The 14,664-nt window shown below is 34.0% G+C and carries 13 protein-coding genes; 6 read left to right on the top strand and 7 right to left on the bottom strand.

Translation table 11 applies throughout. The features are described from left to right. Positions 1–66 precede the first annotated feature (66 nt). The 7 genes from DFR66_RS07595 to miaB all read right to left on the bottom strand — a co-directional run bounded on the left by DFR66_RS07595 (position 67) and on the right by miaB (position 5,539). Positions 67–342, bottom strand: coding sequence for a co-chaperone GroES (locus tag DFR66_RS07595; RefSeq protein ID WP_007137725.1), 276 nt, complete (start codon positions 340–342; stop codon positions 67–69). 139 nt (positions 343–481) lie between these two features. Beyond that, positions 482–826 carry a preprotein translocase subunit SecG gene (gene secG / locus DFR66_RS07590; RefSeq protein ID WP_114754244.1) on the bottom strand — a complete coding sequence of 115 codons (345 nt, stop codon included), beginning with the start codon at positions 824–826 and terminating at the stop codon, positions 482–484. A gap of 3 nt (positions 827–829) precedes the next feature. Continuing rightward, positions 830–1,681, bottom strand: a complete 852-nt coding sequence (locus DFR66_RS07585) for a tetratricopeptide repeat protein (protein WP_114754243.1) — start codon at positions 1,679–1,681, stop codon at positions 830–832. Positions 1,682–1,750: 69 nt separating this feature from the next. Continuing rightward, positions 1,751–2,254, bottom strand: a complete 504-nt coding sequence (locus DFR66_RS07580) for an LptE family protein (RefSeq protein ID WP_114754242.1) — start codon at positions 2,252–2,254, stop codon at positions 1,751–1,753. Positions 2,255–2,341: 87 nt separating this feature from the next. Then, complete coding sequence (locus DFR66_RS07575) at positions 2,342–3,598, bottom strand: sigma-54 interaction domain-containing protein (RefSeq protein WP_114754241.1); 1,257 nt, start codon at positions 3,596–3,598, stop codon at positions 2,342–2,344. Positions 3,599–3,647: 49 nt separating this feature from the next. Continuing rightward, positions 3,648–4,037, bottom strand: a complete 390-nt coding sequence (locus DFR66_RS07570) for a GxxExxY protein (RefSeq protein ID WP_114754240.1) — start codon at positions 4,035–4,037, stop codon at positions 3,648–3,650. 56 nt (positions 4,038–4,093) lie between these two features. Then, complete coding sequence (miaB, locus tag DFR66_RS07565) at positions 4,094–5,539, bottom strand: tRNA (N6-isopentenyl adenosine(37)-C2)-methylthiotransferase MiaB (RefSeq protein WP_114754239.1); 1,446 nt, start codon at positions 5,537–5,539, stop codon at positions 4,094–4,096. Positions 5,540–5,932: 393 nt separating this feature from the next. On the opposite strand from miaB, the gene topA reads away from it, so the two are divergent. The 6 genes from topA (at position 5,933) to porN (ending at position 14,451) form a co-directional block, all read left to right on the top strand. After that, positions 5,933–8,464, top strand: coding sequence for a type I DNA topoisomerase (gene topA, locus DFR66_RS07560; RefSeq protein ID WP_114754238.1), 2,532 nt, complete (start codon positions 5,933–5,935; stop codon positions 8,462–8,464). A gap of 70 nt (positions 8,465–8,534) precedes the next feature. Continuing rightward, complete coding sequence (locus DFR66_RS07555) at positions 8,535–9,686, top strand: formimidoylglutamase (protein WP_114754237.1); 1,152 nt, start codon at positions 8,535–8,537, stop codon at positions 9,684–9,686. Positions 9,687–9,813: 127 nt separating this feature from the next. Next, positions 9,814–11,223: a T9SS ring complex lipoprotein PorK/GldK gene (gene porK / locus DFR66_RS07550; RefSeq protein ID WP_114754236.1), complete on the top strand. Its 1,410-nt coding sequence runs from the start codon at positions 9,814–9,816 to the stop codon at positions 11,221–11,223. 50 nt (positions 11,224–11,273) lie between these two features. Continuing rightward, positions 11,274–11,921, top strand: a complete 648-nt coding sequence (gene porL / locus DFR66_RS07545) for a type IX secretion system motor protein PorL/GldL (RefSeq protein ID WP_114754235.1) — start codon at positions 11,274–11,276, stop codon at positions 11,919–11,921. 45 nt (positions 11,922–11,966) lie between these two features. Next, positions 11,967–13,508, top strand: a complete 1,542-nt coding sequence (porM, locus tag DFR66_RS07540) for a type IX secretion system motor protein PorM/GldM (protein WP_114754234.1) — start codon at positions 11,967–11,969, stop codon at positions 13,506–13,508. A gap of 52 nt (positions 13,509–13,560) precedes the next feature. Continuing rightward, positions 13,561–14,451, top strand: a complete 891-nt coding sequence (porN, locus tag DFR66_RS07535) for a type IX secretion system ring subunit PorN/GldN (RefSeq protein WP_114754233.1) — start codon at positions 13,561–13,563, stop codon at positions 14,449–14,451. Positions 14,452–14,664 lie beyond the last annotated feature (213 nt).

Genomic DNA, 14,664 nt, shown 5'->3' with positions numbered 1-14,664 from the left:
CGCCAGTTCGAGCAAAGCTCTCGGGTCAAGTTGTCTTGATACTTAATTCTTAGGACTTAATACTATTTAGATAATTGCTAAAATATCGTCTTCACGCATGATTAAATAATCTTTCCCTTCCAATTTCAATTCAGTTCCAGCGTATTTTCCGTAAAGAACAGAATCACCAATTTTTACAGTCATTGTATGTTCTTTTGTTCCGTTTCCAACAGCAACAACAGTTCCTTTTTGTGGTTTTTCCTTTGCAGTGTCTGGAATAAAAATCCCTGAAGCAGTTTTTGTTTCAGCTGCTACAGGTTCGATAAGAACTCTGTCTGAAAGTGGTTTAATGTTTAAAGCCATGATTGTATATTTTTATATTATTTATTTTTATTACTATTATTAAGATTTCAGAAATTATGCCATCCTAATGAAACTGACATAATTTCTTATAAAAAATGCCAGCTTTGACAGGCTGGCATTTAGAATATGTTTTAATAATTTATTTGGCTGGATTTGTTGCAGCAGGAGTGTTTTGAGCAGGAGCAGCAGGTGTGTTTGTAGTAGGTGCTGTACTTCCTGTGTTTTCAATGATTTTAGAATCAGTATCACTTAGTGTTCCTGTAAAACTTAAGCTAGAAAGTAAAATAAGTGCAATTAATATAGTTGCTAATGTCCAAGTGCTTTTGTCTAAAAAATCTGTTGTTTTTTGTACTCCACCTAACATTTGGGAACCACCTATTGTAGAAGATAATCCTCCACCTTTAGGGTTTTGAACCATGATAACTACGATTAATAGAAAACAAACTATAGTTATTAAAACTAAAAAAATTGAAAATGTGCTCATTGTTTAATTATTATTATGTTGTAAAATCTTAATATCCGATATGCGGTCCGCAAAGAAACTACTTTTTTCTGGATATTTCAAAATTAATATTTCATAAGCTTGAATCGCTTTTTGATATTTTTTTTGTTCTAAATAGACTCTGGCCAAAGTTTCCGTCATCAAGAAGGAATTGTCAGCTGCATTTAGATCCAAATTGACAGTTGAAGCAACTCCGTGTTTTACCGGAGAAATCTTTGGACTGGCTTCAATAAACTTATCTATTAATTCTAATTTTTTTCTTTTGTCTTCATCTATTATAGGTAGTGGCAAATTAATAGTACTTTCTTTTTCTCTTACTATAGGCTCAGTTCGGGAAAGCTGAAGCCATTCTTGAAAGGAATGTTGTTCGCTTTTTGAGAAATCTAAGGGTTTTCCAATGGCCAGTTTCTCTTCGGTTGTTTTTGAAGTGTCATCAACATCAGTTGTTGAGGCTTCTTTTATTGAAGTGAGTATGGATCTTTCTAAAGGATTTATTTTAGACTCTGTTTTTTCTTCAGTAACAATAATCTCACTGTCTACAACTTTTATATCAAGAATTTCTAATGTTTTTTTATCGTAAAGTCCCTTTTGAATGGAAGTAAACGTGTCTGATGTGATGAAATCAAATAAAATTGAACGGTCCGTTGAATGTGCTGCAGTGATTTTTAAAGCAGTATTGTATTTAAAGCTGTTTAGATTATAAAGCCCTTTTAATTGAATTGCTCTAGCACTTTGAAAATAAGGAAACTCATCGAGTACTTTTTCCAAAGCTTCCGTTTGCTTTTCATGGATAGCATCAGGTTTATTAATCAAATAAGTATAATCTGTTACGTTCATTTTTAGTGTTTAATCGTGGAATTGTTGAACTGTTTAATCGATTAAATAATTTCAACAATTAAACTTCATTTACCATTTTGCCAGTGACTCATTAAAGATGTCTTGTGTAATTCTTTCAAAAATTTCCTTTAATGCGCTGTTTAGAGTTGCTCCTGTTAGTTGTTGTTCTGCTGGATAATCATAGAAAAAGGTGAATGGTTTTTCAAAATCATCAGCTTCTTTTTTCTTATTAGTAAAACGAACATTTACCCTAATCGTCAGTCTGTTTTGAGCAGCTCGCTGATCTGCCGTTGCTGTCATAGGGCTTATTCTGTAATCTACAATTTCTCCTTCATAGGTCAAATCAGCACCGTTTTTGACCAAGTTCAAATTGGTTTGATTCTGAATCAAATCTTGAAGTTCACGTGTGAAAGTTAGGTCAATTCCGGGCTCGATTAACTCCGCATTATTCTGAAAAAAGCCTACCTGAAATGTTTCAGCGTCAATTTTGCCGGTTCCTGTAAAGTTATAAACCGAGCAACTATGCATACTCAGTATAATTATGGAAAAAAGTATAAATTTTATATGTTTCATTTTTTGTTTTAAAAATTACTGTGCCGGTTTACCAACGTTTAGTTCAAAGGTATTCATTTTCAATTAAATCATTTTGGGACTTAAAAACTACAAGTCAAATTGTTTAATTTTTCTATATAATGTCCTTTCTGAAATACCTAATTCATCCGCGGCAGCTTTTCGTTTACCTTTATTTTTTTCTAATGATTTTTTTATCATTTCGATTTCTTTTTGTTCTAAACGCAAGGTTTCTTCTTCCTCGACAGTTTCTGCAAATAGATAATTGTCGTCATGTTCTTGATACAGCTCTTCATTATTTTGAGCTGTAATGAATGCTGCTTTTGGTTCTTCTTCAAAATCAATTTCACTATCATTTTCTTTCGAGCCGTATATTTTTTTTATCAAATGTTGATTCGTCTCCTGAACTTTTGAACCTCCATTTTGAATCAGTTCTAATGTTAATTTTTTCAAATCATTCAAATCACTTTTCATGTCAAAAAGTACTTTGTACAAAATTTCTCTTTCAGTACTGAAATCACTTTCGCTTTTTTTGTCTTTTATAACAGAAGGTAAATTGCTTCCTTGCGCTGGCAAATAAGATTGTAATGTTACGGCTGATATATCTCTATTAGTTTCTAAAACGGAGATTTGTTCCGCTACATTTCTTAATTGTCTAATGTTTCCGCTCCAACGAAATTTCTGCAGTAGCTGAACTGCATTTTCATCTAACTTCAATGGAGGCATTTTGTATTTATGGGCAAAATCAGCAACGAATTTCCTGAATAACAAATGAATGTCATCTTTTCGATCGCGCAAAGGCGGCAAAGTAATATCCACAGTACTCAAACGATAATACAAATCCTCACGGAATTTCCCTTTTTCAATCGCATCAAATAAATTGACATTCGTAGCCGCAACAATTCGGACGTCCGTTTTCTGTACTTGTGAAGAACCGACTTTTATAAATTCGCCATTTTCAAGAACACGCAACAAACGAACTTGTGTAGTTAACGGTAATTCACCTACTTCATCCAAAAATATAGTTCCGCCGTCAGCCACTTCAAAATAACCTTCACGAGTACCTGTGGCTCCAGTAAAAGCACCTTTTTCATGTCCGAAAAGTTCACTGTCAATTGTTCCTTCTGGAATGGCGCCACAGTTTACGGCAATGTATTTCCCATGTTTTCTATGCGAAAGCGAATGAATAATTCTAGGAATATTCTCTTTCCCAACTCCGCTCTCTCCAGCTACTAAGACTGTAATATCAGTAGGAGCTACCTGAATGACTTTTTCTATCGCACGATTAAGCTTCGGGTCATTCCCGATAATCTCAAATCGCTGTTTTATTGATTGTACTGATTCCATATTTTTTTTCTCAACCACAAATTACACAAATTATCACAAATTTGTATTTTTAGGTATTTATTAATCTTTTGTGAACTAACGATTTATTTTGAAAATTTGCTATTATTCCGATGGGAGTATCGGCTAATTTCATATAGTTCAATATTTGCGCAAGATGATCATTACTGATTTCTTTAATTGATTTTACTTCTAGAATAATGTCGGTATAAACCACAAAGTCGGCATAAAATTTATGGGGTAAAATTATTCCTTTGTATTCAACAGTATACTCTTTTTCTCTTTCATAAGGAATATTGTGATTTTTGAATTCTATTTCTAAGGCATCTTTATAAACGATTTCTAGTAAACCAGGGCCGAGTATTCTATGTACTTCCATACAAAGACCAACTATTTCGTAATTTTCATTTTTTTTATAATAATACTCATTAGACTCGCTCATGTTTGATGTTTTTATTAAATGAATTTGTGAAAATTTGCGAAATTTGTGGTAAAAAATTAATTCATCTCACTTAAACTAATTGCTGTCCCTTTCAAAGTTCCGCTTGTGCAACTCGTAATTTTTACGTTTACAAAATCACCAATTTTATAATTCTCTTTTGGGAAAACAACCGTAATACTTTGTGAATTTCTTCCGGAAAACTCTTCGGTTGATTTTTTAGAAACTTTTTCAACCAAAACTTCTACCGTTTGACCAATGAATTCCTCTGAGCGCAACCAAGCATGTTTTTGTTGTAAATCGACAATTTCCTGCAATCTTCGTGCTTTCGTTTCTTCGGTTACGTCATCTTCCATTTTTCTTCCTGCTAATGTTCCCGGACGTTCTGAATAGGAATACATATAACCAAAATTATATTTCACATATTCCATCAAACTCAAGGTGTCTTGATGATCTTCTTCGGTTTCAGTTGGAAAACCTGAAATCATATCCTGCGAAATAGAGCCATTCGGAATAATAGCTCTGATTTTGTCAATCAAAGTCATATATTCTTCACGCGTGTGCAAACGATTCATTTCCTTCAGAATTCTATTGCTTCCTGATTGAACCGGCAAGTGAATGTGCTTACATATATTAGGATGTTTTGCAATCACATGCAAAATACTTTCGTGCATGTCCTGAGGATTTGATGTCGAAAATCGAATGCGCATTTTCGGAAAACCTACTGCAACCATTTCTAATAATTGATCAAAATCTACAGCAGTTGCTTTTTGCATTTCGGTAGCATTTTCGAAATCTTTTTTCAAACCGCCGCCGTACCATAAATAACTATCAACATTCTGTCCTAAAAGTGTAATTTCTTTAAATCCTTTGTCCCATAAATCCTGAATTTCCTTCATTATACTTTGTGGTTCACGGCTGCGTTCGCGTCCGCGGGTAAAAGGTACCACGCAAAACGTACACATATTATCACAACCACGAGTGATAGAAACCAACGCTGTAATTCCATTACTCATCAATCGAACCGGTGAAATATCACCATAGGTTTCATCTTTAGACAAAATAACGTTAATTGCATCACGGCCTTCTTCCACTTCTTGCAAAAGGTTTGGCAAGTCTTTATAGGCATCCGGACCTACAACTAGGTCTACAATTTTTTCTTCTTCAAGGAATTGGCTTTTCAAACGCTCGGCCATACAGCCTAAAACGCCCACTTTCATTTTTGGATTAATGCGTTTCACCGCATTGTATTTTTCCAAACGTTTGCGAATGGTTTGCTCTGCTTTGTCCCGAATCGAACAAGTATTGACCAAAACTAAATCGGCTTCTTCCAGCACTTGCGTTGTATTGTATCCGTTTCCAGATAATATGGAAGCTACAATTTCACTGTCCGAAAAATTCATAGCACAGCCATAACTTTCTATAAATAGTTTTTTTGTATTTTCAGGTTTATTCTCCAGAACAAGACTTTCGCCCTGCTTACTTTCTTCAATAATCTTTTCCATCATGTATTTTCAAAGGACAAAGATAACGCAATTCAAATAAATATGACAAGATGTCAGATTAAGAATTAACACTATTTTAAGCCATTTTTTCTGGATGGCTATTTACTTCGTCAGTTCGCTTTGTTCGTGTCCTGCTTTCCGCTACAACCCCGACTCTTTGGGAATCATAAAAAAGCAAAGTTTCCAAATTTCTATAAAGAGCTTCCGTTTGTGGCTTTTTTAGAATAGAAAACTTTTAATTTTTTGCTCTGGGCTTTTCACTATAATCGGGGCTAAAAAACAGTCGAATATGGTTATAACTTACCTATTATTGAGTGTGAAATAATTCAAAAATAAAATCTAAAGCCTAATATTTAAAAAAAATAGATACTTTTGTCCCAGAAAAATAGAGCAATGGCAAAGAATTTAGTTATAGTGGAGTCCCCTGCAAAGGCAAAAACAATCGAGAAATTTCTAGGAAGTGATTTTCAGGTAGAGTCCAGTTACGGGCATATTGCTGACTTACCTTCCAAAGAAATTGGTGTAGATGTGGAAAATGGTTTTAAACCTAAATACGAAGTTTCTGCCGATAAAAAAGCATTGGTCACTAAATTAAAAGGCCTAGCTAAAAAAGCTGAAATGGTTTGGTTAGCAAGTGATGAGGATCGCGAGGGTGAGGCCATTTCTTGGCATTTAGCCGAAGAATTGAAATTAGACAAAACCAAAACAAAACGTATTGTATTTCACGAAATTACTAAAACTGCAATTCTAAAAGCAATTGATAATCCACGTGAAATCGATTATAATTTAGTCAATGCGCAACAAGCAAGACGTGTTTTAGACAGATTAGTGGGTTATGAATTATCGCCTGTACTTTGGAGAAAAATAAAAGGAGGACTTTCTGCGGGACGTGTGCAATCTGTTTCTGTTCGTTTAATTGTGGAGCGTGAAAGAGAAATTCAAAATTTCAAAGCTATTGCTACGTATTCTGTAGTGGCTGAATTTACTAACGAATCCGGTAAAATATTCAAAGCCAAACTACCTAAAAATTTCAATACTAAAAAAGAAGCCGAAGATTTTTTAAATAAAAATATCGGTTCTACATATAAGGTAGCCGATTTAGAAACGAAACCTACCAAAAAATCTCCAACTGGTCCATTTACGACTTCGACTTTGCAACAAGAAGCCGCTCGTAAATTGTATTTGCCTGTTGGAATTACCATGCAACTCGCACAGCGTTTATACGAAGCCGGACTTATCACGTATATGAGAACGGATAGTGTGAACTTATCCAAAGATGCAATGGAAGCTGCTCAGGCTGAAATTATTAAATCCTACGGAAAAGAATTCTCTAAACCTCGAACTTTTGTCAATAAAAGCAAAGGCGCACAGGAAGCGCACGAGGCGATTCGTCCTACGGATATGTCACGTCATACGGTAGATATCGACAGAGATCAAGCGCGTTTGTATGATTTGATCTGGAAAAGAACATTGGCTTCGCAAATGAGTGATGCACAATTAGAACGTACTAACGTTAAAATTGAAGCGAACAATCACGGTGAAATATTCACGGCTTCAGGAGAGGTTTTGCTTTTTGAAGGTTTCTTAAAAGTGTATTTGGAAGGTCATGATGACGATGAAGAAGAGCAAGAAGGAATGTTGCCGGCGATGAAAGTCGATGAAAAATTACAAAACAATTATATCTCAGCAACTGAAAGATATTCTAGACCGCCTGCACGATATACGGAGGCTTCTTTGGTGAAGAAATTAGAGGAATTGGGTATTGGCCGTCCTTCTACTTATGCGCCAACGATTTCTACTATTATCAACAGAAATTATGTAGAGAAAGGAAATCTTGACGGTCAGGAACGTAATTATACACAACTGACTTTACAATCCGGAAAAGTAGGGGAGAAGTTACTGAAAGAAAATACCGGTTCTGATAAAGGGAAATTAGTCCCTACAGATATTGGAACGATTGTTACGGATTTCTTGGTTAAGAATTTTGGAAACATTTTGGATTATAATTTTACTGCAAAAGTAGAACAGGATTTTGACGAAATTGCAGAAGGAAATATCGTTTGGACAAAAATGATGCAAGAGTTTTACGATACATTTCACCCAACGGTAAAAGATGTCGAAGCCAATGCAGAGCGTGAAAGTGGTGAACGAATTCTGGGAAAAGATCCTAAAACAGGAAAACCGGTTTCGGTGCGTTTAGGAAAATTTGGACCAATGGCTCAAATTGGAGCTGCAGATGATGAGGATAAAAAGTTCGCGAGTTTGATGAATGATCAAAATATTGGAAACATCACTTTAGAAGAAACGTTGAATTTATTTTTGTTACCAAAAAATCTTGGAGAATATAAAGGAGAAGAAGTTGAAGTAAGTAACGGTCGTTATGGTCCTTATATTCGTCACGGTGCAGCTTTTGTTTCTTTGCCAAAAGGTGAAAATCCATTAGATGTAGATTATGAAAGAGCTCAGGAATTAATTGATGAAAAAGCTTTGGCTGATGCGCCAATAGCAGTATATAAAGGCGAAGGTGTACAAAAAGGAACCGGTCGTTTTGGCCCTTTTATCAAATGGGAAGGCTTGTTTATCAATGTAAGTAAGAAATACAATTTTGATAATTTGTCTCAATCGGATATTGAAGCATTGATTGAAGATAAATTGCAAAAGAACATTGATAAGGTTTTGCACAATTGGGAAGACGAAGGTATTTTAGTTGAAAAAGCCCGTTGGGGACGTTCAGTGATTACCAAAGGGAAAATCAAAATTGAATTAAGTAAAGATGTCGATGCTACAAAATTGACGTTGGAAGAAGTTCAAGAAATGATAGCCAAGAAAACACCGGCTAAAAAAGTAGCTGCTAAAAAAGCACCTGCGAAGAAAGCAGTCGCAAAGAAACCAGTAGCAAAGAAGCCTGCGGTTAAAAAGAAATAAATAGTAAAACATTCCGGTCTCTACTCCCTTTCTTTCGGATAGGGTTGGGGAGAGGAAAAAAAAGTAAAAAATGGAATTTGATTTTCTGAAACCCGTTGATGACGAAATCTTGGAATTTATAAACGGATTGACTTCACAACAATTAGGGAGTAAAATGGTCTTGCACACCGATAAACAATTTCCAGATTTAAACAAGATTAAAATTGCTGTAATAGGTGTTTTAGAAAACCATGGAGATAAAAAAGCAGTATCAAAGGTTGATTTAGTACCACTTAGAAAAGAGCTTTACGGTTTGTTTCCAGGAAATTGGGATGCTTCAATTGCTGATTTAGGTGATATTTTAGCAGGAAATTCTACAGATGATACTTATTTTGCATTAAAAAAAGTAGTTGCAAGTTTAATCAAGAATAAAGTTACTCCTATTGTTATTGGCGGTTCTCAGGACTTGACGTACGCGCTTTATAGAGCATACGATGATCTGGAGCAAATGGTTAATTTAGTTTCCATTGATAATAAATTTGATTTTGGTAAGGATGAGGAAGAAGTTTCGGCCTCTTCGTATCTAACAAAAATAATTGTAGACGAGCCCAATAATCTTTTCAATTATTGTAATATTGGGTATCAAACTTATTTTAACTCGCAGGAAGAAATAGATTTGATTGAAAAACTTTTTTTCGACGCCTATAGATTAGGCGAAGTTTCGAATAATATCTCTATTTCAGAGCCTGTTTTTAGAGATGCTGATTTAGTAAGTATTGATTTGAATTCGATTAAATCCTCTGATTCGGGAAATTTTATTTCGTTTGCACCAAATGGTTTTAATGGAAAAGAGATTTGTTCTTTGTCTCGATATGCTGGGATTAGTGATAAAGTGTCGTCATTTGGAATATTCAACCATAATAATTCGGCACAGGAATCTGTCATCATTGCACAGATAATTTGGTATTTCATAGAAGGATTTCATTATCGTTCTAATGAGTATCCTTTTGGGAGTAAGGAAAATTATTTAAAATACATTGTTCCATTAGAAGATGAGGAACTTGTTTTTTATAAAAGTGATAAAACGGATCGATGGTGGATTGAAATTCCATTTATTTCAAATGTTAATAATAAATTAAAAAGAAATACGTTATTACCATGTTCGCATGAAGAGTATTTATTGGCCTGCAACCAAGAATTGCCTGAAAGATGGTGGAAAGCGCAAAGAAAAAACATAGTTTAGATTTTTTTTTTACTTATTTAAGATTTTTTTACAAAAAACAGTTTGTTTAGTATAAAAAAATTGTTTTTCTAAAAAATAATAAATAGGTTTACACACTTAAAAATAATGAATAGTTAACCAAATTTATATGAAGAAGTTCATTGCATATACTTTTATTTTGGCCTTTTTAGTTGGCTGTGGTAAATCAAGCGATAAAGGAGAATTAGTTGGTATTAATGGAGGTAAATGGCACCCAGAAAAACCTTACGGAATGACTTTAGTTCCTGGGGGAGCATTCATAATGGGTAAATCAGATGCTGATTTAGCTAATGTTGAAGATGCTCCTACTAAAACTGTTACTGTGCGTTCCTTTTACATGGATGAAACTGAAATTACCAATAGCGAATACCGCCAGTTTGTAGAATGGGTTAAAGATTCTACTATGAGAGTTCGTTTGGCAATACTTGCCGATGAAAGCGGACAGACTGCTGGCTCAGGAGATTCTAAAGGAAAAGGTAAAAATGCTGGAAGTATTGGTGATTTTGCTTTTAATGATTCAGATCCTGAAAAGATGACGGCTTATGATAAATACATGTATGAAAATTATTATAGTGTAGGTACTGCCGATGATCCCTATGCAGGAAGAAAATTGAATAAAAAAGTGAAGCTAATTAAGGATACTAAACTATATCCAGATGCTTATTATGCTGAAGTAATGGATTCAATGTATTTACCAATTGAGGCATCATATAATGGACTAAGAACTATTGATGTGAATAAATTAAAATTCCGTTACTCTTGGATGGATATTCAAGCTGCTGCGAAAGCGAAAGTGGGTAATAGAAAAAATTTTATTAGAACAGAAGAAGTAAAAGTATATCCTGACACAACAGTATGGATTAAGGATTACGCTTATTCTTATAATGAGCCAATGCACAATGATTATTTCTGGCATAAAGCGTATGGAGATTATCCGGTAGTAGGAGTTAAGTGGACACAGGCAAAAGCTTTTTGTGCATGGAGAACTTTAAATAAAAATACCTATATAAAATCTAAAAAGAAAGGTCGTGATTTAATAAATTCTTTCCGATTACCTACGGAGGCAGAATGGGAATATTCAGCAAGAGGCGGTTTGCAATCAGCAACTTATCCTTGGGGTGGTCCTTACACTAAAAATGACAGAGGTTGTTTCTTAGCTAACTTCAAGCCAAATAGAGGTGATTATGCGGCAGATGAAGCTTTGTATACTGTAGAAGCTAAATCATACGAACCAAACGGTTATAATCTATACAACATGGCTGGAAACGTTGCTGAATGGACCGATTCATCTTATGATCCAAATGCTTATGAATATGTTTCTTCAATGAACCCAAATGTTCAGGATTATAAAAATCAAAGAAAAGTGGTTCGAGGTGGTTCCTGGAAAGATGTAGCTTACTTTTTGCAAGTGAGTACTCGTGACCATGAATATGCAGATTCTGCAAGAAGTTATATTGGTTTTAGAACTGTACAAGATTATATGGGGCTTCAAACCACTGGAAACGGAAAAAAGAAATAAATATTCAACCCCATTTAAATAAAACCTAAACTAACAAAAAAAATAAAATTATGGCATTACTAGGAAAAAAAGCAATGAATTTTGCATACGGTATGGGAGCAGCAGTTGTTATTATTGGAGCTCTTTTTAAAATTACTCACTTTGAATTAGGTCCATTAACAGGTACTTTGATGCTTTCATTAGGATTGTTAACAGAAGCTTTTATTTTTGCTCTTTCTGCTTTTGAGCCAGTCGATAATGAGTTAGATTGGACATTGGTATATCCTGAATTGGCTAACGGAGTAAAAGCAGAGCCTAAGAAAAAAGTAGAAGTAGCTGAAGATACTCAAGGTTTGTTATCTCAAAAATTAGATGCTATGTTGAAAGATGCTAAAATTGATGGAGAATTAATGGCAAGTTTAGGAAATAGTATCAAAAATTTTGAATCAGCTGCTAAAAGTATTTCTCCAACTGTAGATTCGATTTCTGCAACAAAAAAATATAGTGAAGAATTATCTATGGCTGCAGCACAGATGGAATCTTTAAATAGTTTATATAAGGTTCAATTAGAAAGTGCTTCAAGAAATGCTGAAGCAAACAAAGAAATTGCTGAAAATGCAGGAAAATTGAAAGAACAAATGCAATCTATGACTGCAAATATTGCGTCTCTAAACAATGTTTACGGAGGTATGCTATCTGCAATGGGAAATAAAGGTTAATTAGTTTCAAACGAGATATAAACAACAAACTAATTAGTAGAAAATATGGCAGGAGGAAAACTAACCCCTAGACAGAAGATGATAAACCTAATGTACTTGGTTTTTATCGCTATGTTGGCAATGAATGTTTCAAAAGAAGTAATAACTGGTTTTGGATTAATGAATGAAAAATTTGAAAGTACAAATTTAAATTCAAAACAAACTAATGATCAAATGCTTGTTGCCTTAGATACTAAAGCAGCAGAAGCTAAAGGTGAATTCGCAATAGCTGCACAAACAGCTCATAAAGTTAAAGTTATCACTGATAATTTCTATAATTATATCGCTTCTTTAAAAGAACAAGCGACTAAAGGGTATGAAGTTGACCCAGAAACAGGAAAATTACCTTATGAAGAAATGGATAAAGGTGACAATATTGACGATTGGTTCACTGGAGAAGGTTATGATAAAAAAGGAAACGAAATTATTGCAACCATCACTAAATATAAGGCAGACATGAAAACTGCTTTAGGATCAGATAAAAAATATGCTTCAATTATCAGTGAAATTGAAAGTAAGTTTAATCTTTCGGATGTTAAAAATAAAGAAGGTTTAAAAGACAAGTATTTGTCTTACCACTTCAAAGGATTCCCAGCAATTGCATCGGTAGCAAAATTATCTACTTGGCAAAATGATATCAATAAAGCAGAATCAGATGTTTATAGTATTGCTTTAGGTAAAGCGGCAGTCGAGACTGCTTCATATAATAACTATCAAGCAATTGTAGTTTTAGATAAAAATGCATATTTCCAAGGTGAGCAAGTTACAGGAAAAGTTGTTTTAGGTCGTTATGACGAAAATACCAAACCAAAAAGTGTGACAGGAGCAAGACTGGATCCTGCGACAGGTCAGGCTAAAATTGCTTTGACTGCTGGAGGTGTAGGGGAACAAACAATTGGAGGACAATTTACTTTTGTTGAAGATGGAAAAACAATTCCGTTAAAGTTTTCTGGAAAATACGTTGTTGTACCAAGACCAAACTCAGCTACTATCTCAGCTGATAAAATGAATGTAGTTTATAGAGGAGTTGTAAATCCAATTTCTATTTCATTTGCAGGAATTTCAGATAAAGATGTTAATGCATCTGCACCAGGATTAACTAAAGTTGGAAATGGAAAATATAGTATGAGTCCGCAAGGAGGTAATGAGGTAGTTATTAATGTTACCGGAAAAATGGCTGACGGAAAAGTAGCTTCTGATAAAAAAGTATTTAGAGTTAAAGGAATTCCTGGACCCACTGGAACTATTAGAGGAGAATCAGGTGTTGTAAAAGGACCTAAATCTAATCTTGAAATTGCAACAATTGGAGCGAAATTAGAGGATTTTGATTTTGAAGTTGGTTTAAATGTTGTTGGATTTAATCTTAAGGTGACTGGACAGCCTACTGTAGTTGTTCAAGGAAATAGATTGAATGCTCAATGTAAAGCAGTTCTTTCTAAAGCAGGTAGAGGTGACCAAGTTACAATTTCTGAAATAAAAACAAAACTTGTTGGTGCAGGCAGTTATTTATTGCCAAGAACTGCTCCAGTAATTTTTGAAATACAATAAATAATAAGTAAGTTTTTTTTGACCTGCTTTAATATATTATTTTGATACCATTATGAATGTAAAAAAAATTTTAATCGCTATTGTCTCTATTACGGGAAGTTTTGCTTCTTTTGGGCAGTCTAATTTGCTTAATGCAAAAACTCCTGACCAAATAGGGCTTAAAACTGCAGCGCAACTTATATCAGATAATGATAAACCATTAGCGTATGGTTATGTACATGATAGAGATGTTTTGATGGGTAAGACTACATGGGAAATTATCGACTTAAGTGAAAAAATTAATTTTGCTTTGTATTTTCCAATTGATACATCAAATATTGGGTCTGATAGAAGGTCTTTATATGATGTGCTTACTAAAGCTATGAAGAACGGTAAAATCACAGAGGTTTATACTGATAGTTATTTTAACACAAAAAAATCTTTGCAAGATATTCAAGCTTCATTGACTCGTATAGATACTACTGATGCAGGTAGAGAACAAATTAATGCAGGTAATCAAATATCGGATGAGTATATTTTACGACAAGACTTAGCAGCTCAAGATGTAACCCAATATAAAATTAAAGGATATTGGTATTTTGACAAACGTCAGAGTGAATTGAAGTATCGTTTATTGGGAATTTGTCCAGTGACTCCGGATGTTTACACTATGAACAGTGAAGAAAAAGATTATATCGAATTGTTCTGGGTGTTTTTCCCAGCAGCAAGAGATGTTTTACATGAAGCAAAAGCATTCAATGATAAAAATTCAGCAATGCCGGTTTCATTTGATCAAATATTAAACTCTAGACGTTTTAATAGTGTTATTTACAAAGAAGAAAATGTATACGGCGATAGAACTATTGAAGAATACATGAAGGATAACGCTCAAAACCAATTATTAGAATCAGAAAGAGTAAAAGAAAAAATTCGCAATTTCGAACAAGATATGTGGAATTATTAATACTGATTTTAAAATATATTAAAAAACTCTTACTGTAATGGAGGGCACTGAAAAAGTCTTTTTAAGAATTAATTATATAATAAAAAAGGAGTAGAAAACTATAGTTTTTTGCTCCTTTTTTCGTATTTTTAACTGTAACCATAAGGCTTTTTAGATGTTAGTTCAGCAACAAAAAATTCAGTTCAGTCCGTATTCTTCGTTATATGATTTAAT

It is taken from the genome of Flavobacterium glaciei (assembly GCF_003350545.1).
GTDB lineage: Bacteria > Bacteroidota > Bacteroidia > Flavobacteriales > Flavobacteriaceae > Flavobacterium > Flavobacterium glaciei.
The sequence above is the reverse complement of the archived record's forward strand: the minus strand, read 5'-3'. Positions and strand labels throughout refer to the sequence as shown.